General features: G+C 65.0%; 20 protein-coding genes. 3 read left to right on the top strand and 17 right to left on the bottom strand.

Going from position 1 to position 22603, the window contains the following annotated elements; translation table 11 throughout:
• Positions 1 to 16: 16 nt before the first annotated feature.
• Positions 17 to 1639 carry an Ig-like domain-containing protein gene (locus tag H289_RS31085; RefSeq protein WP_155944224.1) on the bottom strand — a complete coding sequence of 541 codons (1623 nt, stop codon included), beginning with the start codon at positions 1637 to 1639 and terminating at the stop codon, positions 17 to 19.
• Between H289_RS31085 and H289_RS0122340 the strand changes: the two genes are divergently transcribed.
• Entirely contained in the window at positions 1626 to 1880 is a 255-nt protein-coding gene (locus H289_RS0122340; RefSeq protein WP_155944223.1) for a hypothetical protein, read from the top strand. The two genes, H289_RS31085 and H289_RS0122340, sit on opposite strands and share 14 nt — an antisense overlap.
• An 813-nt stretch (positions 1881 to 2693) precedes the next feature.
• Here H289_RS0122340 and H289_RS32605 read toward each other — a convergent pair.
• Positions 2694 to 3449: an IclR family transcriptional regulator gene (locus H289_RS32605; protein WP_081633499.1), complete on the bottom strand. Its 756-nt coding sequence runs from the start codon at positions 3447 to 3449 to the stop codon at positions 2694 to 2696.
• 138 nt (positions 3450 to 3587) lie between these two features.
• Here H289_RS32605 and H289_RS0122330 point away from each other — a divergent pair, with 138 nt between their 5' ends.
• A complete protein-coding gene (locus H289_RS0122330; protein WP_020103057.1) occupies positions 3588 to 4484 on the top strand; it encodes an IclR family transcriptional regulator in 897 nt (298 codons plus the stop codon).
• A gap of 6 nt (positions 4485 to 4490) precedes the next feature.
• On the opposite strand, the gene H289_RS0122325 is transcribed toward H289_RS0122330, so the two are convergent.
• The 8 genes from H289_RS0122325 to H289_RS32000 form a co-directional block, all read right to left on the bottom strand.
• Positions 4491 to 5678 (bottom strand): cytochrome P450, encoded by a 1188-nt coding sequence (locus H289_RS0122325; RefSeq protein ID WP_231388101.1) that lies wholly within the window; start codon positions 5676 to 5678, stop codon positions 4491 to 4493.
• 134 nt (positions 5679 to 5812) lie between these two features.
• The gene (locus H289_RS31080; RefSeq protein ID WP_020103055.1) at positions 5813 to 6061 is read right to left on the bottom strand and encodes a hypothetical protein; all 249 of its coding nucleotides are present in this window, start codon (positions 6059 to 6061) and stop codon (positions 5813 to 5815) included.
• Between the two features lie 311 nt (positions 6062 to 6372).
• Positions 6373 to 6876 carry a hypothetical protein gene (locus H289_RS0122315; protein ID WP_020103054.1) on the bottom strand — a complete coding sequence of 168 codons (504 nt, stop codon included), beginning with the start codon at positions 6874 to 6876 and terminating at the stop codon, positions 6373 to 6375.
• 4 nt (positions 6877 to 6880) lie between these two features.
• Entirely contained in the window at positions 6881 to 8137 is a 1257-nt protein-coding gene (locus tag H289_RS0122310) for a DUF58 domain-containing protein (RefSeq protein ID WP_020103053.1), read from the bottom strand.
• Positions 8134 to 9102, bottom strand: a complete 969-nt coding sequence (locus tag H289_RS0122305; RefSeq protein ID WP_020103052.1) for an AAA family ATPase — start codon at positions 9100 to 9102, stop codon at positions 8134 to 8136. Before H289_RS0122305 ends, H289_RS0122310 begins: the two co-directional genes overlap by 4 nt.
• Entirely contained in the window at positions 9099 to 9581 is a 483-nt protein-coding gene (locus tag H289_RS0122300; RefSeq protein ID WP_020103051.1) for a hypothetical protein, read from the bottom strand. The genes H289_RS0122305 and H289_RS0122300 overlap by 4 nt, the downstream gene beginning before the upstream one ends.
• Positions 9578 to 10546: a DUF4129 domain-containing protein gene (locus tag H289_RS0122295; protein ID WP_029105594.1), complete on the bottom strand. Its 969-nt coding sequence runs from the start codon at positions 10544 to 10546 to the stop codon at positions 9578 to 9580. Before H289_RS0122295 ends, H289_RS0122300 begins: the two co-directional genes overlap by 4 nt.
• A gap of 77 nt (positions 10547 to 10623) precedes the next feature.
• Complete coding sequence (locus H289_RS32000; RefSeq protein ID WP_196810062.1) at positions 10624 to 12585, bottom strand: Hsp70 family protein; 1962 nt, start codon at positions 12583 to 12585, stop codon at positions 10624 to 10626.
• 514 nt (positions 12586 to 13099) lie between these two features.
• Here H289_RS32000 and H289_RS33170 point away from each other — a divergent pair.
• A complete protein-coding gene (locus H289_RS33170; protein WP_155944222.1) occupies positions 13100 to 13789 on the top strand; it encodes a hypothetical protein in 690 nt (229 codons plus the stop codon).
• Here H289_RS33170 and H289_RS0122280 read toward each other — a convergent pair whose 3' ends face one another.
• The 7 genes from H289_RS0122280 to H289_RS33480 form a co-directional block, all read right to left on the bottom strand.
• Positions 13790 to 14551 (bottom strand): serine hydrolase, encoded by a 762-nt coding sequence (locus H289_RS0122280; RefSeq protein WP_029105593.1) that lies wholly within the window; start codon positions 14549 to 14551, stop codon positions 13790 to 13792. It abuts the gene before it with no gap.
• 136 nt (positions 14552 to 14687) lie between these two features.
• A complete protein-coding gene (locus tag H289_RS0122275) occupies positions 14688 to 15377 on the bottom strand; it encodes a hypothetical protein (RefSeq protein WP_155944221.1) in 690 nt (229 codons plus the stop codon).
• A gap of 87 nt (positions 15378 to 15464) precedes the next feature.
• On the bottom strand, positions 15465 to 18263 hold the full coding sequence (locus H289_RS34045) for a transglycosylase family protein (RefSeq protein WP_196810061.1): 2799 nt from the start codon (positions 18261 to 18263) through the stop codon (positions 15465 to 15467).
• 78 nt (positions 18264 to 18341) lie between these two features.
• Entirely contained in the window at positions 18342 to 20168 is a 1827-nt protein-coding gene (locus H289_RS0122260) for a dynamin family protein (protein ID WP_020103042.1), read from the bottom strand.
• A complete protein-coding gene (locus H289_RS0122255) occupies positions 20165 to 21514 on the bottom strand; it encodes a GTPase (protein ID WP_020103041.1) in 1350 nt (449 codons plus the stop codon). Before H289_RS0122255 ends, H289_RS0122260 begins: the two co-directional genes overlap by 4 nt.
• 183 nt (positions 21515 to 21697) lie before the next feature.
• Positions 21698 to 22015 (bottom strand): lipoprotein LpqH, encoded by a 318-nt coding sequence (locus tag H289_RS33485; RefSeq protein ID WP_020103040.1) that lies wholly within the window; start codon positions 22013 to 22015, stop codon positions 21698 to 21700.
• Complete coding sequence (locus tag H289_RS33480; RefSeq protein ID WP_020103039.1) at positions 22008 to 22220, bottom strand: hypothetical protein; 213 nt, start codon at positions 22218 to 22220, stop codon at positions 22008 to 22010. The genes H289_RS33485 and H289_RS33480 overlap by 8 nt, the downstream gene beginning before the upstream one ends.
• Positions 22221 to 22603: the final 383 nt, after the last annotated feature.

The raw sequence follows: 22603 nt of genomic DNA, 5'->3' as shown, positions 1-22603 counted from the left end.
CCGCCGCCGTCAAGCCTCAGACTGCCGTCGTGCCACCGATCGACACGTAGGGCGCGGTCCGGAGGGTGTATCCGCTCTGCCGCTCAGCGATCTGCTGGGCGCGCTGCGCCTCGGTGACGTAGACCGTGGTCTTAGGCAGCACGGTCTTCAGCTGGTCCAGCGTGACAACTTGCGTGGACAAGGTGGGTTTATCAGTCGAGTTCGGGTCGAGATTCTGGAATCGGCCGTAGATGGTGCCTTGGTTCAAGCCGCCCGTCGACACCCAGTTCGCCACCCCGGGATCCGTCGGCGACACGACGAACGTGTACGTCCCGTCGGGGTTGGCGATGGCCTGGGCGTCGGTGAGGCTGGCGGGCGTGCTCAGGTAATCGGGTGAGACGGTCCAGTCGTCGGTGATCGGAATGGTGAAGTACCCGGCAGAACCCGGGTGGACCGTGATCACCAGTGCCTGGTCATCGGCCAGCTGAAAGTGCCCGATGCTCTGCATTTGGGTGGGGTTTGTGACCGAACCCTGGCCCGCGGGTGCGGGCAACTGGTTGACGGGAGCCTTCGCCGCAAGCGGGAACCAGGCGTCTGTCGTGGTGTTGATTCCCGCTTGCATCACCTGGAGCGCTATTCCGGTCACTGCGGCCGGAGGAAGTACCGAGGTCGGTCCTGAGACCTGCTCGATCGACAGCGTCAACGCCTGCTCGGTGTTCCAGTCCATGAACGCGTTGCGCGCGAAAATCGACTGCGTGCCCGGGCCAAGGTAAAGGAAGTTGGGCTGCCCGATCTTGCTCGCATCGTTACTCGCCGTAATCGTGAAAGTCCCGTCGGGATTGACTTGCAGAGTGTCCTGTGTGATGACCGACGTCGACGCGCCAGCCTGACCCACCTGCACCGTGATATTGACGGAGGCCGGCATCTTGTCGTTCACCTTGCCGGTGATCACATAGGAACTTGCGGGGTTGACATAGGCGATCCGGTAGGCGGTATTGGGGTTGTCGTAGAGGATTCGAGTGCCATCGGCCGGCTGCCCGTCGAAGGTGTGCGGCGGTGTGGCGATCCAGATGAACGCCGGATGGCCTGCCGTCATGTCGGCGATATTCACCGCCGCCATGGACGCAAACATCGCGTATTCGCCTACTGCGTCATCGAGGCGGGCCAAGTTTTCCGCATCGACCCCACCGGCATCCGCAAACGTCACCTGCTGCGTCGCCAGCCACTTGGCCGCGAGCGCGGCCTTGACCGGGTCCATCGCCGCAGAGTGCGCGATCAGCATGGCTCGCTGCTGGGTGCTGATTTGCTCTGGGGTCACCAGCGGACCGGTCTCGGCCACCGTGGTGACGTTGACCACGATGGTGCTGGTGTGCGGTCCGGGGTTCATCACATTGAGCCCCAGTGGGTCGCCCTTGAGGTCGCTCGCCTTGACCGTGAAGCTGTCCGTTCCGCCCGAGACCAACGTCTGTGGATTCGGGATGTAGGTGAACGTTCCGTCCTGCTGCAGCGTCACGGTGCCGTTGCTCGGCCCTTTGGACACCGAGAGCTTGATCTGGTCACCGTTGGGGTCGGTCGCGCCGACGCTACCGAAGATGGCTCCGTTCAACTGCGTGGTTTGCGCTGCGTTGTAGGTGAGCTTCGGCGCTTTGTTGTTGAACAACGAATTCAGCTCGCGCCGCACCAACGAGAGGAATCCTTCCAACGAGCCGGGCCGCGCGGGCGCGGTCGGCGAATGGCCGGCGAACGGCGCCAACAAGCTGGAGACGGCCGACGTCAAGCTGGACGCCGCCGACGAAATGAACTGCGCAGGTGAGCTCGCCGCCACCGCGGCCACAGGCACGACCGCAACAGTTGCCGATGCCGGCGCCGGCGACGACAACGTCGAAGCACTCAGAGTCTGAGTGGCGGCAGATGCCGCCACCGCCACCGCGCTGACGGGTGCTGATCTGGTCACGACGCTGCTCACGGCAGACGTCACCGCCGGCACCGAGCCGGCCGCCGCGGGCGCCGATCCAGAAGCGACACTTGACGACGATGACTGTTGCACAGCAACAGATTTCGACTGCAACTTGGCGGACGACTTGTTCTTGTTCCGCGGAGCCGCGCCGACCGGGGAGCCGTCACCGACCGACGACGGGCCGCGCCGCCGGCGGACGACGAGAGCGAGCTCTCGCCAGCCGGTCCGCCGACGCCGGCCGAATCACCACCTGAAGATGACGCAGACGAGCCCGATGTCTTCGACGTACCGGAGTCCGGCTTCGGCGACTTGCCGCGACCCTTGCGCCCGGAGCCCGTCGAGGTCTTGCCGGCGGAAGCGTCGACGTCAGACGCCGACGACGAACTCGACTTCGGCGACGCGGCCGGTGGCTTCGCATGGCCATCCGTCGATGAACTGGTGTCGGCCTTCGATCCCGGGCCGGCCGGACCGCTGTCGGCCCAGGCCACACCGTGTCCGGTCAGGACAGCAGTGCCCACGCCCAACGCGATGGCCAGGCCTCCGACGCGACCGATATTCGCTGCAGCGCCCATCGTATTCCTCTCCATTGAGGTTCCGGTTAAGCGGAATCCGTTGATACGTATTGAGAAAGCAGGTTGCGGACATTGTCGCCGGCCACCGGCCCATCACATGCGACCATGCCGAGCCGTACTGTCGCAGCTACGATTCCAATGAGCGGAACTACCCACTGCGCCAGCAATATTCGCCCGCCGGATGATCAACGCACTGCCTGCAATCGACGCACTCCGGCCGGTCGGCCCGAATACGCTCGCCAGATGCGCGCGGCCGTCATCTGAACCGGAGCCGCCAGCCGATGGTCAGATACCATCCGGCCGGAGGCTCCACTTATCGATACCGCGGCGCAGATCTCGGCTCCGCGCCCGATCGGAGCCGCCAAACACGTTATCCCGGTGGATGTTTCGTCTCGGTCCTCCGCAAACCCCCGAGCCCGCACCAGCGCCAGCTCCTCACGCAGCGCACCCGATATCGCCGCTTCGACCCCAGCCAGCCGCCCGGACGGCGCGTGCGCGAGCATCGCCCGCCCCATGGCCGAGGAATGCGCCGGATGACGACGGCCCGCCGACGGCGTAGCCGTGACCGCAGCCCGGTCACCGACCGCACCCAGATGCACGACATCGAGTCCATCGAGGATGGCCAGATTCACGGCGTGACCGGTGGCCTGATGCAGGTCCCAAAGGAACGGCATGGCTGCACGATGCAGCCGATCCTGATGTATCGCAAGGTAACCCAGCTCGGCCAGCCGAAATCCGAGTTCGTAGTCGCGCCCGCTTCGTCGCAGCCAGCCGAGCTCGACCAGATGCTCGAGGATGCGATGGACGGATGTCCTGGGGAGGCCCGTACGCCGGACGATCTGGGTGAAGTTCTGCCGGCCGGGCCCGTCAAACGTGCCGAGCACCAGAGATGCCCGCCCGAGAACTGCACTGGGCGGGCAGTTTTCGACCTCGACGCTCATGTGTGTTGCTCCCGAAATTGCGATGTCCTGCTGTCAAGTGATGCCAGCCTGGAGCAGACGGCGGTATATCGCCAGAGCAATTGATAAAGTGACGAATATGCGCCATTTATCGCCACTTGGGTCCGTTGAGGACCACCTATGACGGCGGCGGACGCGACTCCACGTGGCGATTCACCGCCGACCGACCGCGTCGTGGCGGTATTGGAGTTCATCGCCACCGAAGCGGAGCCGGTATCGGTGGCCGCCATGGCATCTCGCCTCGAACTGAGCCGGTCGACGGTGACGTCGATTCTGTCGGCACTTTCGAAGGCGGGCTGGGTATCGCGGCAGGTCGATCGGCGCTACCGACTGGGCCCCGGTCTGCTGCGGCTCGCCGGCGCGGTGCAGGCGCAGCTGACCCCGTCGCAGGCGTTCTCCCACGTGCTGGCCGATCTCGCCGACCGTGTCGGGTGCGCCGTCTCCCTCGCCCTTGTCGACCAGAACGAAATGACCATGGTCGGTATCGCCACCGGGCCGGGCCAGGTGCCCGCCGGCGTGGACACCGGCGTCCGGCTGCCGATGGCCGCGCCGCTGGGCGTCTCGGTCATGGCCTATCGCAACAAGCAGTCGCAACAGGATTGGATCGACACCGCGCCGGCGGCACACCGACCGGTCCTGCAGGCGCTGCTGCACCAGGTCCGCCGCGGTGGCGTGGCGGTGTTCGGCGCCGACGGTGTCGCACTCGAGATTCTCGAGGTCATGGGCGAGGTCGTCGGGTTGCTGGCCGAGCACCCCCGCAGCGGCGCCCTCAGACAGCGGTTGTTCCAGTTCCTCAGCAGATTGAGCGCCCGGCCTTACACCGCCGAGGAACTGGCTTCCGACGCCGACCTGTCGATCAGCTACCTGTCCGCACCGGTGTTCGATCACGGCGGCAATGCCGTCTATGAATTGCAGATCGGCTGCCTGAGGTCGCAGGTGAGCCGCGCCGAGCGTGACGAATACCTTCGTCAAATACGTTCGACCGCAGCCGCATTGACCGCACTCACCGGCAACTGAAGGAGGTCACTGCGGATCGAAGATGACCTGCAAGTGGTCAGGGCCGCGCAGCTCCGTGCCGAGTCGTCCGGCGATCTGGACGCTGGACGGATCGGCGAGCCGCAGGCCAGGCAGGCGATCAAGGAGCACCTTCACCGCGATCTCCATCTGTGTGGTGGCCAGCGCCTGGCCGAGGCACACGTGCGGCCCGGTGCCGAAGCTCAACTGTGCGGTGGCATGCCGGCTGGTGTCGAAGACGTCGGGGTTTGCGTACACGGCCGGGTCCCGGTTGGCCGCCGCGATGGCCAGCAGCAGCCACGTGCCCGCGGGAATGTCGATGCCGTGCCACGTCACGTCAGTGGCTGCGAAGCGCGGAATGATCGACGGCCCGGGCTCCCAGCGCAATCCCTCCTGCACGGCCCATCTGGCCTCGTCCGGATTGTTCCGGACTCGATCGAGCTCGTCGGGGTGGGTAAGCAACGCCCACAACGTATTTCCGAGACTCAAGTAGGTCGTGTCCACCCCGGCCGGAAACAGGAGCCGGACAAACGCATAGATCTCCTCGTCGGTCAGCCGGGCGCCATCGACCTCGGTGGTGACGAGCTTGGACAACAGGTCGTCGGACGGGTTCTGCCGTTTGTCCTCGACCAGCGGCCGGAGGTAGTCCGTGAACGACTCCCGGGCCCGCATCGCTGCTTCGGGATCCGTCGGGTAGAAGAACAGGTCGTGGGCCCACTTGGCGAACAGCGCGTAGTCGTCCACCGGGAGACCCAGCAGCTCGTTGGTGATCCGGAACGGGTACTGCTGGGTGAACTCCGTGACCAGGTCGGCCCGGCCCCTGCCGGCGAACTGGTCGACGAGGTCCTGTGCGATCGGTTCGAGCAGTTCGGCACTGTAGGTCTTGATGAGTGCTCGACGGAATGCCGGCGAGACGAGGGCGCGGTTGGTGCGGTGCTCTTTACCGGCCATGCACTGAAGCGTCTTGCCCATGGCGGGGCCGGTCGTCATGCCGTACATCGCCGCGGCCGGGAACGTCTCCTCGTCCTTGAAGAGGTCGGTGACCAACTCGTCGCTGAGAATGATCAGCGCGGGCATGCCATGGAAACGCGCCTCGGCGTACGGCGCGCGCGCCCGTAGGTCGCGCAACGCACCGTGCAGGTCGGACAGTTCCTCTGAACCGAAATCCACGAACTCGCCGCTCACTACCGCTGTCACCGTGATCTCCTTCATGAGCCTGTCGGAAACGGCTCTCGATTAGGAGAGTGCTCGGCGGATCATCCGGGCGCACTGCGGGTTTCGGTCACCGGAACTTTGGTTTCAGGAAATTCCGCTGATCGGAACTCTTCTGGTCAATCTCCTGCGCCCGCACTACGACCGACACGCGCGATCAACCGAGCGACCCACTCGCGAAAACGCACATGCCGCGGCTGCTTCTCGTCTCCGGTCACGTCCACCCAAGACCCCGCACCGTACTTGTTGGTCTGCGCAGACCCGGAGCGGACGATCTCAAGCGAACCGTCGGTGTGCTTGATGTAGCGGTCAGCGAAGCGTGCGAATTCGTCTACTGCACCGCCGTCGCGCGTGACGTGGACGGTCATGATGAAAATCCAATCTCTAGCGTTTTCCTCGTGACTGCGTTGAGCCAGCGAGTTGCCTTGCGGTCAAACACGTTCAGGCGAGGCATGCGCGACGACAGTCGACGCCGCAGTTTGAGGCGTCATCGCGACGCTCCGCTCTCGGCCGGGAATCGGCCAGATCAGTTCAACTCGGCGACGAAACAGCTTCGAACAGCCGTATGCGAGATACCGCCGATTACCCCACACTACGCCGGATCGGCGTCACCTCGCAGAGATTCATGGTGACCGTCGTATGGTGCGTACGGCAGCTGAGCAATATCGGTGCGATGTGCTTACGGTGCAACAGTATTGAGATCAGACACTCGATTCCGGCGGTTGGACTCGGTGTGCGGAGCCAACGCCAGCCAGTAGAGCGCGACCACCGCCGGCGGCGCCAGCAGCGGCAGCCACGGCAGGTCCAGATTCACCGCGGTGGCGACGACGCCCATGAGTGTAAAACCAAGCATGCCAAGCAGTGTCGGCCTGGTCATCGTGACCACCCCGGCGCCCGCCGCATGTCGCAACAGCAGGTACGCGGCCGCGGACAGTCCCGATAGTGTCGCGACCAGCGCCGGCGAGTCGGACAGAGCCAGTACCACCACCGTGAGCAGTACAGCCCCCGTCGCCGCCGCCCGGAACGCCAGGCCGGTAGCCACCGTCGCCAGTGCCGCAACGGCGACGATGACGGCCGTGCCGTGGGCCTGAATACCGGCCACCGCGACCATGAGGACGCCGAAGCCGGTCGAAAGCGTCCGGGCACCAGGCTGACCCAACCGGGTTGCCGCGTCGGTCGTCATCGCGTCACCGCCTCGCGGCCCGTCGGCGCGCCGGCATCAACCGCAGCGCCTGGTCCAGCGTGGCAGTCGACGGCCACGGTACGACGTCGACGCCGACGATCCCCATGTCGCGATACATGGCATGACGCTGCAGCGCCCACATGCGGGCCAGCGTCGCATCGTGCTCGCCGTCGAACGGCGGCCCTTCCAGCACGTCGACGGCCACCACGGTGTGCCGGCGGTTGCGCAACTCGGTGAGCGCCAATGCGAATGCGGTGTCGAGCAACGTCGAGAAGGCGAACACGATCGCACCGGGCGGCACGGCCGCGCGCGGCGCCAATGTGCCTGTCGTCGTTTCGTATTCACGCCCCACGCACATCGCGGCATCGAGCACGCGGTAGAACTGGCGCTGGCCGATGTCGGCGCCGATCCACCGCGGCCGCGCGCTACCGAGCGCGACGATGCCGGCGCGGTCACCGTTCCGCAGCGCGCTCTGCACCACTTGCGCGGCGCCGAGCACGACTCGCTCCATGGCGGCGGACGCCGGTCCGAGAGGCTGCATGCTCGTATCGATGAGCACGACCACGTCCGCGGCGCGGTGGGTCAACCGTTCGGTGACGTGAAGCCGGCCCCGGCGGGCGCTCACCGGCCAGTTGATGGTGCGCAGCTGGTCGCCGGGCAGGTAGGCACGGACGTCCGCGTACTCGACGCCCGGTCCGACGTGGCGGGTGAGGTGCGTGCCGAGCCGGTCGGGCAATTCGATGCGCGGTATCGGTGTCGATTGAGGCGGTGCAACGGGAAAGACGAAGACTTCGGCGGCTTCGACGGTGCCCGCCCCGGCCAGTAGTCCCCCGCCCGCCACCGCGTCGACCCTGGCCCGGATCGGATATCGGCCCCAGCGCTCGGCCCGCACCGAGACGCTCTGCCGCGGTGCGGCGCTGCCCTCGAGAACCTCGATGTCCATTCCTGATTCGACGGACACCGTCACTTCGGCCGCGATGGTCGGCGCGTCCGTCGTCACCCAGACCGTCAGCTCCGTCTTGTCGTTCTCGAAGCACCGGGTGAGGCCGGGCCGCCCCTGTACGTACACCTTGGCGGACGGGCGCTGCCAGCTGATCGAGCACAGCACACCGAGCAGCGGCGCCGCGAAGGCGATGAGCTGCCACCGCGGGCCGAGCACGGCCACGGCGAGGGCGATGCCGGTGCAGGTGGCGATGGCCTTCGTGAGCGAGGATGCGCACCAACGCAATTCGACTTCGCGGGGTTCGGTCGCACTCGTCACGACGGCCCACCGCGCGTCCGCGGCACGGGCAGACGTTGCAGCAGCTGTGCCACGATGTCGCTGCCGTGGACGCTGCGTACCCACATCTCCGGCTTGAGACTGATCCGGTGCGAAATCACCGGAATGGCAAGCGCTTTGACGTCCTCGGGAATCACGTAATCCCGGCCGAAAAGCAGCGCACGCGCACGGGCGAGTTGCACGAGATCGAGCTCGGCCCGGGGGCTGGCGCCGACGACCACCTGTGGGTGACTGCGACTGGCCGCCGCCAGTGACACCACGTAGTGCAGGACGTCGTCATGCACCGTCACCTGCTCGACCGACTCGCGCATGGCAAGCAGATCATGGGCATCGACAATCTGTTTCACCATCGGTTCGGCGGAACCACGTTCGAGACGGCGGCGCAGCATCACCGTTTCGTCGGCACCGGACAGGTACTTCAGTTCGACTCGGACCGCGAATCTGTCGAGCTGTGCCTCCGGCAGCGGGTAGGTGCCCTCGTACTCGATGGGGTTGTCCGTGGCGAGAACGATGAACGGCGCGGGCAGCCGGTGAGTTTCGCCGTCGATGCTCACCTGACTTTCCGCCATGGCCTCCAGCAGCGCGGCCTGGGTCTTCGGCGGCGTCCGGTTGATCTCGTCGCCCAGCAGCAGGTTGGTGAAGATCGGCCCGCGCCGGAACTCGAACCGGCCGGACTGCATGTCGTAGATGGTCGAGCCGAGCAGATCGGCGGGCAGCAGGTCCGGGGTGAATTGCACACGGGTGAAGGCCAGGCCCAATGCTCGCGCAAAAGACTTGGCGATCAACGTCTTCCCCAGTCCCGGGAGGTCCTCGATGAGCACGTGGCCACCCGCGAGCACGGCGGTCAGGATGAGGGTCAGCGCGGCTCGCTTCCCCACCACCACGCGCTCGATCTCGTCGAGCACCGCCTCGGAATGGGCTGTCGTCAGCTCTGCCGGCATCGTCATAGCCGCTCCAATCGGTGCAGGATTTCATCGAGCGTGGCCCGGCCCGGTCCCGGCTCGCCACGGCTGGACCGGCGGACATCGTGCGGATCCACCCACTGCCACAACTGATCCCCGAACACCATCCGCCCGGTCGCTTGCATCGCGGCCGGATCCCTGGCCTGCTGCGGACCGGTCGCCATGAAGAACTCCCGTGCCAACGTGGGCCGTAGGTGTTGATCCCAGTCACCTCGCGTCGTCTCCGACCACTGGATCAGCGTTTCGGTGCGAACGATCCAGTCCCGCAACGACTCTTCCGCGTCGTTCACCGCCGGTTCGACGAATCGCGGTCCGCGGTCGACCAGCCGGCGCCGGACAGCCCACAGCACGAGCACCGCCACAGCCGCGGAGACCCACCCAACCGCTCGGCGATCTCCGAGGATCAGCATGAGCAGCTCTGCCCCTATCACCAACGTGATCCCCACGATCCCAAGCCTCTTCATGTCAGGCTCCGCAGCTCGTCGAGCACCCGGAGCAGCGCCCCGGCGGCGATCTCACGATGGCGCTCGGTCATGACGTGCGGGCTGAAACGCGCCTCGGCGAACAAGGTGACCAGCTCGGTCGCGCTGCCCGCGTGCAGCGCATGGTGTTCGACGGCCCGGGCGAGTACTTCAGATGGCGTGTCCGAGTCCTGCGGTGCGGCGCCCGGAGCGTCCGCGAGGGCACGCTCCATCGCGGCATAGCAGGCGATGATGGACTCGCGGGGCCCGCGGCTGCGGTCGCCGATCTCGGCAAGGCCGAATTCCGCTGCCCGCGTGAGGGATTCCGGTGTCGACTCCCCCACTACCGGTTCCGCGCCGCCAGCTACCGGCAGCTGCGGCTCGGAACCGCGCCGGCCTCTGCGGACCAGGACACCGCCGATAGCCCACAGCAGCAGCATCATCACGGTCGCCGCGAGCAGGTAACCGAAGACGCTGGGCTCTTGTTGCCGAGGTACTGCCGGCGGCTGTGTCGGTGCCGGTGACGGCGGCGGTGAGGGCACCGGGTTGATCGGCGCTCTGTTCTGCGGGGGTTCCGCGAAGGGCAGAGCTGGTAGTTGCAGCAACTGCAGATGTGACAGCAGGAGAAGGATCACCAGCCAGGCCAGGAACACCCCGCCCCCGATCAGCAGCAGACGGCCTACGGGCTTCCAGGTGAGCTTGCCGTCGAACGATCCCAGCAACTGGAAGGTCGCCGACGCGCCGGCCGTCCTCGGACGTCGGCGTGATGCGATGAAGGCGATCGCGACGATGAGCACCGAGACGACGAGCACCGTGTCGATGCCAACCTGGCTCGCGGTGCTGCTTGCCGGCTTGTCGGGGTGCGGGTGACCGCTGCCGGGCAGATAGCCGCGCAGTGCCAGGGAAACGACGAAGAGCAGCACGATCAGCGCGACCACGCGCCCCAACGCCCTGTCGCTACCGTTCATCGGTACACCGCTCGATCGTTCGCCCTGTTTCCATCGTGGCACGTCACAACAAATTCGTGGCGACGTGTCGAGTTGACCTACCGCCTCCGTCCTCGTTTGGCCCGCCCAGCCCGGCCGACCGCGATCGACAGCGCAACTCCGGAGGCAGCAGCCAGTTCCGTCGATCCGAGTAGCGCCTCGGTCGACGGTAGACGGCCGGTCAGAATCCATGCGGCGGTAAGGCCGACGACCGCTAGCGACGCGGCGCTGATGACCACCGTGACGAACGCCCCCGCGCGGCGTCGGGCCTGTCGCAATGCGCGTAAGCCGGACTCGAGAAACCCCAGAGCAAACAATCCGACCACTAACGTAGAGATCGCGAAAGCTGTTGTATACGCCGGCTGTCGAGTCTGAAATGTGAAGCGATATGTAGCAGTTGGCACATCTCCTCGTATGACGGTGACGATGCCGGTGAGCTTCCCGGCCAGCACAAGGGGGTGGACCGGCGGCGGCATCGCTACCGTCCCACCCGGGGACAGTCGCTCGACTCGCCGCAACAGTCGCACGCCAAGGACATCAAGTTCCATTACGACCGCGTCACCGTCGGGATGCGGTACCGCGATAGGGACCGGCTGAGTCAGATCAACCACTGGTGTTTGACCAGTAGCCGGGTCAACGCCGGCGACGATGAGCGTGCCTGGCTGAAAGCCGACGCCATGCGCAGAGACGTCCTCCGCGACGACCGCGAACACAACGGCCAACACGGCCAACACCCCGGCGATGATGTAGGGAATGCGCGGCGACGGATAGCTTTTACCTGCAGGCGGCGCCTGTTGCCCCGGTCCGCCCAGCGGAATCGAGACGATCTGTCCGCCTACCAGACCCTGAATTGGGGCGACGTACTGGACCGGCGCGGTTGCGCCGACGTCGATCGGCCCCACCGTAGGAGTCGGGTATGGATCGGTACGTGGCGCCGAGGGCGGCGCAAGTGTGCCGTTCGAATGAACCGGGGCCGGCCCGCCTTCGGCAACAGTCTGGTGTGATGCCTTCCTACCCACCGCCCAATCGGGAACCGTCGGGCGCCATCCAGGGCGTGGCGGCGGCTCCGGCCTTGGCGCCGGACGCGGTACCTCAACTTCAACCGTCGCCAGCGTGGCCAAAGGCGGCGGCTGGTCCCGAGAGTCCGGGGCGGCGGCGCCAAGGCAGACAACAGTCTTGGGATGATCCACCACGCGAACCGGGCGGTGTAGTTGGTCGAGCAACGAACCCACCAATGGCGTGCGGGCGGCGCCACCGATCCGGTACACACACGCCACCTGATCCATCGTCAGCCCGGCACGGTCGACCGTCGCGCGGAGTTCCTCGATGGTTGCCTCGATGTCCGCACGGATGACCGATTCCAACTCATTGCGAGTGACCAGCACCTCTTCAGCCAGTCCGGGCATACGGATGGTTTGCTGGTTCTGCGCAGAAAGGTCTTCTCGGAGTTGACGGACACCGATTTCGAGTGCACGGCGCCGCGCACCGGCCGCGTGATCGAACGGCTCGGGAGCCGAATATGTCCGCCACAGATCCGCCGCGACAGGCTCGCAGTGCCGAGTGCCGAGGTAGTTCAGCAATCGACTGTCGAGGTCGAATCCCCCGAGCGGATCGATCCCTCCAGAGGCGAGCACCTCGAACTCCGAGCCCTCATGCCGGAGCACGGTCGCATCGAAGGTTCCGCCGCCCAGGTCATAGACAACCAGGAATTCCTCACCGCCAACGGGTATGAGGCTGGTGACGTCCTCATCATGGCGACCCGAAGTCGGTCGTGCGTAGTGCGCAGCTGCTGCAACGGGTTCAGGAAGGAAAACAGGCTCGGGCAATTCGATGCCCAATCCGCCGGCAGCAATGTCCACCGCATCGCCGAGCACAGCAAGTCGCGCGTCCGTCCAGGCAACCGGGTGCGTGAGGACCAAGGTAGCCGGAGGCGTGTTGTTGTGCTGACGTACTGCTTCTCCGATGATCGCCTCATACACCGCCGCGATCAGATCGGCCGGCCGAAATTCATTGTCGCCCAACAAGACGCTCCGACGGCCGACACACCGCTTCGGTGTCGGTTCGTAACGGTCTGGCTCGTCTGCCGCAGCCCTGTCGGCGCGCTTACCCACCAACAGCCCGGACGCACCGGCAAAGACCGAAGATGGCATAGTCGCCGCGCCGTCTGCCAACACCAACCCCGATATTGTGCCGTCGGGTCCGCGCACCGCAGCGGCTGTCGCAGTCGTCCCGAAATCCACTGCCAGGACCCAGGCGGCTGCAGACGACGCCGGCGCAGGGCGGGCCGCTGCCATAACGCTCCTCGGAGTCAAAGCGGACTTTCAGGTTACGTCGTGTAGGTGGCTAGTACCGATCTGCACAGCCCACCAACGTGGAGGCCACCTCCAATCCGGCAACAGAAACGCTAACAAGCGGGTCACCGCTGTGACGGTGGTTCCGGCGGTTTTCCTGAGCAGGTTCGGCAAATAGACGTCGACTTCCCGCAGGGCGGACTGCAAACCGCCACAGTCACTATGCATATGACCACGTTGTGGGATGATCGACATCCGTCTGGCCACAGGTTTTGGGGAGTTCGGAATGCAGCTGAAACCAGCGTTGAATGCGCTCTGTTTGGCCGCAGCGACAGCTTCCGCTCTCGTGCCCGCAGCGCACGCGGATGCGCTCAGCGAAGCTGACGACTACGTAGGCCGTTCCGCACAAGCGGTGTGCAGTGGACTTGCCGCTGCTGCGGACAGGGATGCTGTCGCAACCGAACTGGCGGCCATAATTGACGACAGCAGTAGAGGCGCCGCGCGGCCGTTCACTCGCGCCGAAGCCGAGTACATCTTGGCGGGCGCGGTCAACAGCAACTGCCCGACGTTTCAGCCGCTACTGCAGTCCAACGGCGTGTACGACGCAGCCAGCGATTACGCGGCGGCCACCCGGCGGAACACGGCACTGGCCGGAACGTCGACACCGCCCGATCTGCCCGGTCTGACTCAAGCGATGCCAGGCCAACCCTGTACGAACACAGAGACATTCGTGTTCGGAATCACGCACGACGGTCAGACGCTCGCGTGCCTGCCGAGTCCATCGCCATCGTACGGATTGAGCGCGCCGGTGATCGGCGTCCGAACACTGGGAACCGGGTGCCCGGACAACGGCCAACTCGCGCAATCAACCGATGGTGAACCGATGATGTGTCTGGGCACCCCCGGCTCGTGGACCGTTTATCGAGATCTTTGATCAGCACTGCCCGACAGGCCACTGCCGAAGGTTCGTTGCGATCCATTTCGCGATCGCGTTGAGCGCGGCCACACCATCGTCGAATGAACCCGTGGCCGGCTCGGCGGCAATAGCGACCGTCAATGAGCCTGCAGGCATTCTGATGATGCCGAACTGACGTACCAGGTACTTCCCGACCGGCGATGGGCCCCACCCGCCTTTGAACGCGGCGCCCGGGATTGTTCCCAAGCCCCACTGCTGGCTGATCTCGACGTGTCCCATGAGGTCCAGTACCGACGCATTGCGCGGATCGCACGCTGCCCGTGCCAGGAAATGTTCCTGTTCAACCAGAGGCCAGACGGTCTGGCCAAATGCGGTGTACTCAGGCCTGGTTCGGCGGGCTGGGACTACCGTCGGGTCACCCGACTCGCGCAATATTGCGTCAACTTTCTGTGCGGCGGCAACGGGGTCACCGAGACCATCCCAGATTTGCTCGGCAGCATCGTTGTCGGAGGCGATGATTGCCTCGCGCATGGTCGTCGTGGGCGTAGCGACGTGCTGGTCCCGCATCGCGGCCATCACAACGGGGACTTTCGATGTTGACCACGCCGGCCCGGAGGTCCAGTGCCCGAACACTTGAGCATCGACCGCGGCACCCGTAGGCCCGATGGCCAGCCCTGCATCTGCCTTCACCGACTGAGTGAGCGCTGCAAACGATTCCACCAACCCATCGGCCGCAGCGGGCGCGATGGATACGCTCGGCAACGAGGTTGCCGAGTTCATGGATCCGCCGCTACCAAGTTGAGGAAGAGCACAGGCGCTGGAACAGACCACGGCACACCAAGCGCCCAGAGCACCGAGCACCCGCAACTTTGCAACCGATCGGGACAGAAGACCGCGCCGCAGACAGAGCGTCAGCTCAATAGATGAAGACGCGGGCATTTTTGCCGCCGACGCAGGTTATCCACGACTCACCGTCCTGAGCGCCGCATGTCATCACATAGATTTCGCCTTTGCACTCACCTCCCGTGGAACTGCAGGGCACCGTACCCTCAGCGGTGATTCGCTTGGGCTCCTTGGTGGGCGCCCCCACCTGCTCCCAATACGCTTCAAGCACTCTGCCGGTGAAGACACATGACGTCTCTTTGGAACCCCGAAGTGAACGAGTGCCGAATCCGTTGTGGCCCTTCACGTGGAAGCCATCCGCACACCGTTGACCGGCACCGTCCGGATCGGCCACGGCAACCGGGGTGTCCATGCCCGGCTCAGAGTCGGAACTCGCCACCGTTGAAGTGGGCCGAGGCCTTGACGACCCGGCGAAGGGATCGGCACCGTTGGAGGAATCCTGCTGGGTGAACATCGCCCACACGATGGCAACGAGCAAGATGACCGCGCCGACCACACCCAATCCGATCACCAAGGTCGCAGTCGAAATGCGGGCAGGCCGCTTTGCCGGTTCTTGCCAAGGGATCGCCGCAGGCGGCGGTTCATCCAGCGGGAGCTGGCTTGCAGGTGCCGCTCGAGTGGCGTCGGACCACGCTACCGCCTCACTCGGACCACCGAGATACTCGGCTTCTCCGGAGCTGGGAAAGTCATCGTGATAGGTCATATTCCGTTCCTGTCCCTGGGAGAATCCTGACGGCAAGCGTGGATACATGAATTGAGTGTGCGGCACTGGCGCGCACACTCAGCCAAACTATTGCGGCGCAACAGGTTCTGGCGGCGGCAGCGGCGCGTCCTGGCCTGGCGGATCCGGCGGAGGCGGGCCGGGCGGTTCAGACGGAGGCGGGCCGGGCGGTTCAGGCGGCGCATCCATACCCGGCGGTGGCGGAGGTTCTGCGCCCGGTGGCGGCGGCGCATCCATACCCGGCGGTGGCGGAGGTTCTGCGCCCGGCGGCGGGGGTGGCGGGGCATCGGGACCAGGAGGCGGCTCGGGCGCAGGCTGCGGCCCCATGGCACTCGACGGGAAGTAGGCCCACTGCGTGAACTGCTTGTGATTCCACGGCGTAGCACCGGCTCCGACCTTGATCGGCACACCTTCGGTGGCGGCTTCGAAGCTGGTTCCATCCGGCAGGGTGCCCGTAGTGTGGTGGTCATTCCAACCCACCGCAAGGGTGCCGGGCGGCACCTCGGAAGGGCTGTTCACGATGATCGCTCCGCGTGCCTGCAACCAACTGCCTTCATTGGGGGTAGCCATCCGGCTCTGACTCGGCGCGGCACCGGTGAACGCGTTGACGACCATCGACACCAAACCTGAACAGTCTGCCCCGCCCTCGCCATGTCCGCCCCAGATATAGGGCTTGCCGGCCATCGAGTGCGCCATGTTGATCGCAGCTGACACCGCACTCGAATTATGTTGAACGACTGCACTTTCGGGAGGCGACGGGGCACTGGCGGGCGGATCGGTCGCAATTTTCGCAGCGTCTGCCACACCGTCCCCAACCGGGTGCGGGACCGACTTGGCCGCATCGGCGGCAGGATGACTGGCGGGAGGCGGCACGTCAGTCGTCGTTCCCGGGACGAAGGTGTTGGGCCACGCCCCCGGACCTTGATTCTTCAGAGTCTGCTCAGCTATCAACATCTGCTGGTGCGGCGTGGCGAGATCGGCTCGTGGCGCGAATTTCAATCCGCCGCTCTCCTCCCAGGTGGACTGCGTGAACTGCAGACCGCCGTAGAACCCATTGCCGGAGTTGATCGACCAATTTCCACTGGATTCCTTCTGCGCCATGGCTTTCCAGTTGGCGTGCCACTGTTGCGGCGGCTCGTGCACGGCCGTGTCCGCCAGCGCTGACGGTTTCGCAGCAACCGGGTCTGCCGGTTCGGCCTGGTCATCAGGTGCGCCTGAATCCTGAGACGGTACCGGCGAATGCTGCGACGGCGATGGCTCCGGGTGAGGCTGAGCGGGGTGCGACACTGCTCCGCGGGACGGCGCCGCAGCCGCCGCTGGGGCGTCGGCACCGCCCGTCGCTGCTGCTGCGGATGCGACAGCAGTTTCGGGATTGACCGCGCCACCGGCTGACTTGCTGTGGTGACTGCCGACGTCCGCAGCGGACGAGGACGCATCCGACCGATTCGCCGATGCAGTCCCGGAGTCAGGGCCGACCGGCTCGACAACAACTGACGGATTCGGGCCCGCTGCCGGCGTCGAGGAGGCCGGAGACACGGTTGACTGGCTTGCCGGTCCGGACCCATGGTGGGGTGACACCGGTTCGACAACGACACCCGCATTCGCCCCCTCGTCCGCCGGAGTCGTCGAAACTGCCGACGAGGCTGACTGGTTCGTCGTTCCGGACGTACTCTGAGGCACCACCGGCTCGACAACAACACCCGAATCCGCGCCCGCGACTGACGCCTGGGGCGCGGCTACCTGTTCGGGACCGCTTGTGGCACCGGCGAATTGACTGAGGCCATCGCCAGGCCGGCCGGCAGTGGACGGGGCCGCCGATGACCCCTTTGCATGGTCCATGGCCGACGCGAATCGACCATCCGGTGAGACCGTGGCCGACGTACTCGATGCCCCGGCACCGGCCACGTCGGGAATGGTGAGTACCTGACCGTCGACGATGACGTCCGGGTCGGTAATCCCATTTGCGGCAGCAATTTTGGTGTACGCATCGGGGTCCCCGTAAACGCGTTGTGCGATGCTCGACAAGGTTTCACCATGTCGTACCACATGCGTATCACTGGTACCACCACCGTCTCCGCGTCGGGCAGCGAGGAACACATCCGTCGCGGACACATGGGCATTGAGCGCGACGGGAACGACAACCGGACCGGGAGTCGTGACGCCATGGTGCGTCACCGGCTGATCGGTGACCAGTAGTTGATTGTCGCCCGCTGCCCACGCTTGTTTGAACACATCAAGGGGCACGACTTCGTCACTGCCGTCGGGGTTACCAGGGTCTGAAAGCGTGACAAGGTGGCGCGAGTCGTCGATTCCGGTTATCAGCAGAGCGTGGTTGGCGCGCCCGGCGGGATGGGCATCGGCGTCGTGCCCGTTCCAGAGCTCGTCCGCGTCGACACCGACGATGAGGGCCCGACCATCATCCAAATAGTGCTCGAGATCGGACATGCTTGCGTTCGACGAGACATGTGACGGTACCCCGAAAGAGTCGAGTACTTTCACCGCATCAGAGAGACTTTCACCGTGCGCCGTAACGGGTTTTCCTATTGCAGCGAACCGCTCGACCACGACCGACTCGTCGAGGAAGCGGTGCCCGGTGACCTGTGACAGCACTTCGGTCAGCGAGGCCGGCACACAGTATCCGCTGCTGCGCTGGAGGAACCAGTCATCGCTGATTATCGTGGGGTCGCCGTGTACGAGTCCCGGGTGCGAGGAGCCAGCGTGCTGCAACGGCAAGTCCAATAAGGCCTCCTGCGCACCGGCATTCCAATCATCTGTGTGGTTCAGGTCGGCATAGTGAATGTCGGCAGTCGCCGACCCGTCGTGAACATCTCCGAGGTGTATGTCGTGCGAATCCATGAATTCGGTCATCACCGCACCTCTTCGACATATGTGAACGTCATGATGATCAAGCGCGCAATAGCAATACCGGACAAGCGATCAGCCATTTCAACCAGCTCCGGACGTCGGACCGGCCAGCAGCGCCGCACGGCGGATGCGAGATGCTTCTCGGAGTGGGTCCAGTTGAGCTTTGACCTTGTTGAGGCGGAGCAGGTCTGCGGCCGCGCGGTCTCGCGCCCGGCCCAGATCTTTCCGGGCTTCCGTTGCAGCCTGCAGAGCATCGGACATGGCACTCGCGATAGTTTCCTGGAGGGTATAGGAAGCTTGTCGGAAAATTCGGTCCAGATCAAGAGAAATTTCAGTATTTGCGCTGCTGAGGCATTCATTTATCCACGCGCGCAAGCTGACGACGTCGCCCGCTCTTTCGCGAAACTTTTTCTGCAGCCGCCACCACACCACACCGACCGGCAACGCGGCGACGGCGCCGACGCCCACCGCGATGATTCCAGCCCCCGCCACGTGAAGAGCCGCCGCCAAGCCGGGCGTGATCAACATGCGCGCGGTATTGGTGCCCATCATCGCCGTTGTCAGGCCCATCATCGTTGCTGACGGGTCCTGAGGCGGCCCCGTTCGCTCCCGAAGAAACTCCGCGGCCGTCTCTCCCCTGGCCGGCAGCTGGTCGGCCAACGTCATCAAGGCGTCCTCACTGCCGACAATTCCAGCGAGCAGGTGACGCGTGATCTCGGTGATGTACTCCCGCACTGCGCCGTCGATCTCGTCCTGCAACGCGCAGAGGTCGGACACGATCGCCGTTTCGATCTCCGGGATCATGTTCGGCTTGATCTTGTCCTTCATCTTGGCGTCGTAGCGATCACGCAACTGGCTCACCCGACGCCGTAGTCGGGTGCGCGCCTCGTCGCGCGCCATGTCGATCTGCTTCGACAACTGCATCCGCCATGCCGAGTTGGCCTCGGTGAGTTCGGCGATCTGACGGGTTATCGCGGTGAGTGCCTCGTCGTCTTCTGGCGCCGATTCCAGCGTGCGTTTGCGTTCCGCCAGAATGGTTTCAGCGTCGGCGATGGCGGTGGCGATCTCCCGCAAGGTGTTCAGTTCTTCCAACTGATGGTGCATCGCCGAAATCTTGAACACCTGATTCCAGAGCTCTTCTATCCCGCTGACGCGAGCAAGGGTCAGATTGCCGCGGGCGGCAGCCACATTCGCCAGTCGGGAGCTGATGGGAACGAACACCACATCGTCGAAACGGTCCGCCGGGAATCGATGGAAATCTCCACGGATCGTTTCGACGTTTTCGGCGAGCACCTGCTCCCAGTCCGCATATTTATCGATCTTGGACAGCACGAAGACGATCTGATCGATGCGGGTTGCCGCTTCTGCCAGGAATTTTCGTTCAGCGATAGAGATTTTCGCCGCAGCAGAGCAGACGAATACCAAGGCCGTCGCTTGCTGCACTGCGGTGAGGGTCAATTGAGCCAGGGCCGAGTCGATTCCTCCGACGCCGGGCGTGTCGAACAATGTCAACCCGGACAGCCGTGGGTCGGCCACCATGAGTTCTACCCGTTCGGGGCGCTCATTGCCGCCCTCGCCCAGCAGCATCGCCAGGTGCGTCTCGTCACCACTGATCGTTCGGCCGTCGGCGTAACTGGCCCGCACAGAAGGGTTTCGGTCGCCGCCGATGGCGATGTAGGCCGCTGTGGGACTGGCCGGCAGCAGGTCAGCACGCCCGAGGAGGGCATTGATCATCGAGGTCTTGCCGGTACTGGGTTCGCCGACCACCACGATGTTGGCGCGAGTGCCGGCAGATGCTCCCGCATGTCCCGAGAGCCGCTGCAGCGCCGCGCCGGCACCGACGTCGGGCAAGAGTGTTTTCAGCGACTCTCGCAGCGCTGCCAAATCCAAATCGGTGGGTGCAGTCATGATTGCGCACGCAGTTCGGTACTCAACTGGTATGTCGACCAGTGCGCAGTGTCCGCGAGCTGGCGCACAAGCGCATTCGAGGAGGTGTTGGCATAGGCGCGCCACCATCTGCTGGCGTCCATCGCCATCCCGGCCAGGCGCTCACGAGACGTATCGGGCGGCGCGCCGAGGCGCGCGGCCGGTTCCTTCTCCTCCCACAGGTTCAGCACCGTCTGCATGGTGTGACTGTCCGGCAACGTACACCGGCCCGAGTACAGCGCAGCCAGACACCGAAGTTCGGCCAACGTGTGCATTGCGGGGTGGTCGCGCAGCTGTTGAATCCGCTGCCGCACCGCTTGCCGCTGAGGTTTGGCCATCGCTGCCGTAGTGAGCGATCGCTCCAACTCAGCCAGTGTCCGGGTCGCTTTGAGGACCGCCGCGGGACGCACGTACAGCACGTTGAGGCGGCGCCACAACGACGCGATGCCCGATACCGACCGCAACTTGCCATGCATTGCGGCCGCTGACGTCGCCGCGTCGGCGGTCTCCGTCAGCATCCGAATTCCGAAAAGATCGAGGCGGTCCAGCAGCACCCGCGCGGCCCCTGGTGGCAGGGCATCAATGGTCTCGAATGCGCCGGCCCACATCAGGGCCATCTCCAGTTCGGTCTCGTCGATGCCGGCCAGCGTCCGGATCGAATCAGACTGTGACTCATCGAATGCGCCGGTTTCGGTGGTCTCGGCGATCTTGCCCATGACGGGCAGAACTCCGGCCAGGACGGCCGCCAGATCAGCAGCGTGCCGGGTGGCAGTCGCGACAGCGAGAGGCCACGGATCGTCGCCGTCACCGTATTGGTCGGCACGGCTCAGGATGCCCATGGCATTCGGGAAGTCGAACGCGATGCGATTCTTGGCGTAGAAGTCGTTGATGATCTTCGCTTCGTCGGCGTGCACGATCTCACCGAGGACGAACACCATCACGTCGATCTCGCCGGATGCGAGCAGACGTTCGGTTTGGTCGGCGAGACCGTCATCGCCGGATAGCCCAGGGGTGTCGATCACGATCACGCGCCGCAGCGGCGCATACGACAGCGACACCTCCAGCCGGTCGATCTCGTCGAGCGGCACACCGAGCTCGTCGGGCAGCTCGCCCTGCGGCCCGGTATATATCGGGATCGCGGCGCCGTCGCGGCGAATGACCCGAGCCTGGTTGGCCCCGTACTGATACCAGGTGAGCACCCGTGTGCATTCGGTGGCACGCGTCGGCGCCACTCGGGCTCCGATCAGCGCGTTCACCAAGGTGGATTTACCCGCGTTGGTTCGGCCGGCGACTGCGATCCTCAGCGGCTGCGTCAAACGTCGCGCCATGGCGTCTATCCGGTCGTTTGCGGGACCGTCGAACTGCTCTGCAACATCGGCCAGCAAAACGCCAATTTGAGCAAGCAAGTCCGCGCGAGAGGCATCAACACGGTCGGCCACGGCCGACGGCTGCGTTGCTGCACCGCTAGCGCCGGCCACAAAACTCACCATCCGCTGCCGGTCGATGCCTGCTCATGGACACGTCGCCTCGAACTTGAAGTCCTTCTTCACCACCTGCTTGGTCGACGGATCGATCCCCTGCGCCATGCCGACGATGCTGTAGGTATTGCCGGATTTTCGCGCTTGTGCCGGCACCGTGCTGCCATCGTTCTGGACCTGCAAGGGCACGCCTTCGACAACGCCCAGGTCAACCCTTACGACGGTGACGTTCTCATCTGGTGCAACCTGAGCGGTATAGCCCGGGTCCGGGCCAACCTTGATGGTGCGGAAACCATTTGGCTCGTCGGTGCATTGCACCGGGCCGGTCGCGGGCAGCGGACTGTCACCCACAGTCACCTTGGCCGCCGAAGCACCGCCAGCTCCGCCCGCCGCGCCGCCGCCGTTCGCCGCCGAGGATCCCGACGGGCTCGCAGAGGGGCTGCTGGTGGCGCTCGTCGTAGTGGTCGTAGTTGTCGTTGTCGTCGTGGTGGTGGTCGTGGTCGTGCTCGACGTGGACGTTGTCTTCGGCGGTGGTGGGGGCATCGGCTGGGTGCACGCGGCCACGCCGGCGGCCGTAACGACAGCACCGACCACCACCGACAGAGTGCCCACACGCCTCGGAGCCGCCATTCGCCATCCTCCGTCGTACCGCCCAGAGCTCAGCCGCGTCAGCCTGATTATGGGCGAACCAGACCGAGCGACACCCCTATCTCACCAACTTCGCCTTGAAGTGCAATCACTTGCTGCATCTTCAATAGCAAAAATGATAGACGTTATAGATTCAATACTGCAGGATGAAGCACCTGGAAATCTCTCTTTTGCCACTTTCGGCGGGGTCCCAAATGATGAAACGGCAGTTATGCCGATGACGCCCGCACCCCGGGGGGACGGGCGAATCGTCCGTCCTATCGAGGTATTTCGCCGCTGCATCGCTTCGGA

Origin of the sequence: Mycobacterium sp. 360MFTsu5.1, from assembly GCF_000383495.1 — a bacterium.
In the GTDB taxonomy this organism is placed as follows: domain Bacteria; phylum Actinomycetota; class Actinomycetes; order Mycobacteriales; family Mycobacteriaceae; genus Mycobacterium; species Mycobacterium mucogenicum_B.
Note: the sequence above shows the minus strand (reverse complement) of the source record. Positions and strands in the feature narration are given on the sequence as shown.

Bases quoted from the DNA above. Each gene is read 5' to 3' on its own strand.
- H289_RS0122260 (WP_020103042.1), bottom strand. From the start codon at position 20,168: ATGACTGCACCCACCGATTTGGATTTGGCAGCGCTGCGAGAGTCGCTG.
- H289_RS33170 (WP_155944222.1), top strand. From the start codon at position 13,100: ATGATCGACATCCGTCTGGCCACAGGTTTTGGGGAGTTCGGAATGCAG.
- H289_RS34045 (WP_196810061.1), bottom strand. From the start codon at position 18,263: ATGACCGAATTCATGGATTCGCACGACATACACCTCGGAGATGTTCAC.
- H289_RS31080 (WP_020103055.1), bottom strand. From the start codon at position 6,061: ATGACCGTCCACGTCACGCGCGACGGCGGTGCAGTAGACGAATTCGCA.
- H289_RS0122315 (WP_020103054.1), bottom strand. From the start codon at position 6,876: ATGACGACCGACGCGGCAACCCGGTTGGGTCAGCCTGGTGCCCGGACG.
- H289_RS0122280 (WP_029105593.1), bottom strand. From the start codon at position 14,551: ATGAACTCGGCAACCTCGTTGCCGAGCGTATCCATCGCGCCCGCTGCG.
- H289_RS0122300 (WP_020103051.1), bottom strand. From the start codon at position 9,581: ATGAAGAGGCTTGGGATCGTGGGGATCACGTTGGTGATAGGGGCAGAG.
- H289_RS0122275 (WP_155944221.1), bottom strand. From the start codon at position 15,377: ATGACCTATCACGATGACTTTCCCAGCTCCGGAGAAGCCGAGTATCTC.
- H289_RS0122330 (WP_020103057.1), top strand. From the start codon at position 3,588: ATGACGGCGGCGGACGCGACTCCACGTGGCGATTCACCGCCGACCGAC.
- H289_RS0122305 (WP_020103052.1), bottom strand. From the start codon at position 9,102: ATGACGATGCCGGCAGAGCTGACGACAGCCCATTCCGAGGCGGTGCTC.
- H289_RS0122295 (WP_029105594.1), bottom strand. From the start codon at position 10,546: ATGAACGGTAGCGACAGGGCGTTGGGGCGCGTGGTCGCGCTGATCGTG.
- H289_RS32605 (WP_081633499.1), bottom strand. From the start codon at position 3,449: ATGAGCGTCGAGGTCGAAAACTGCCCGCCCAGTGCAGTTCTCGGGCGG.
- H289_RS0122255 (WP_020103041.1), bottom strand. From the start codon at position 21,514: ATGGCGCGACGTTTGACGCAGCCGCTGAGGATCGCAGTCGCCGGCCGA.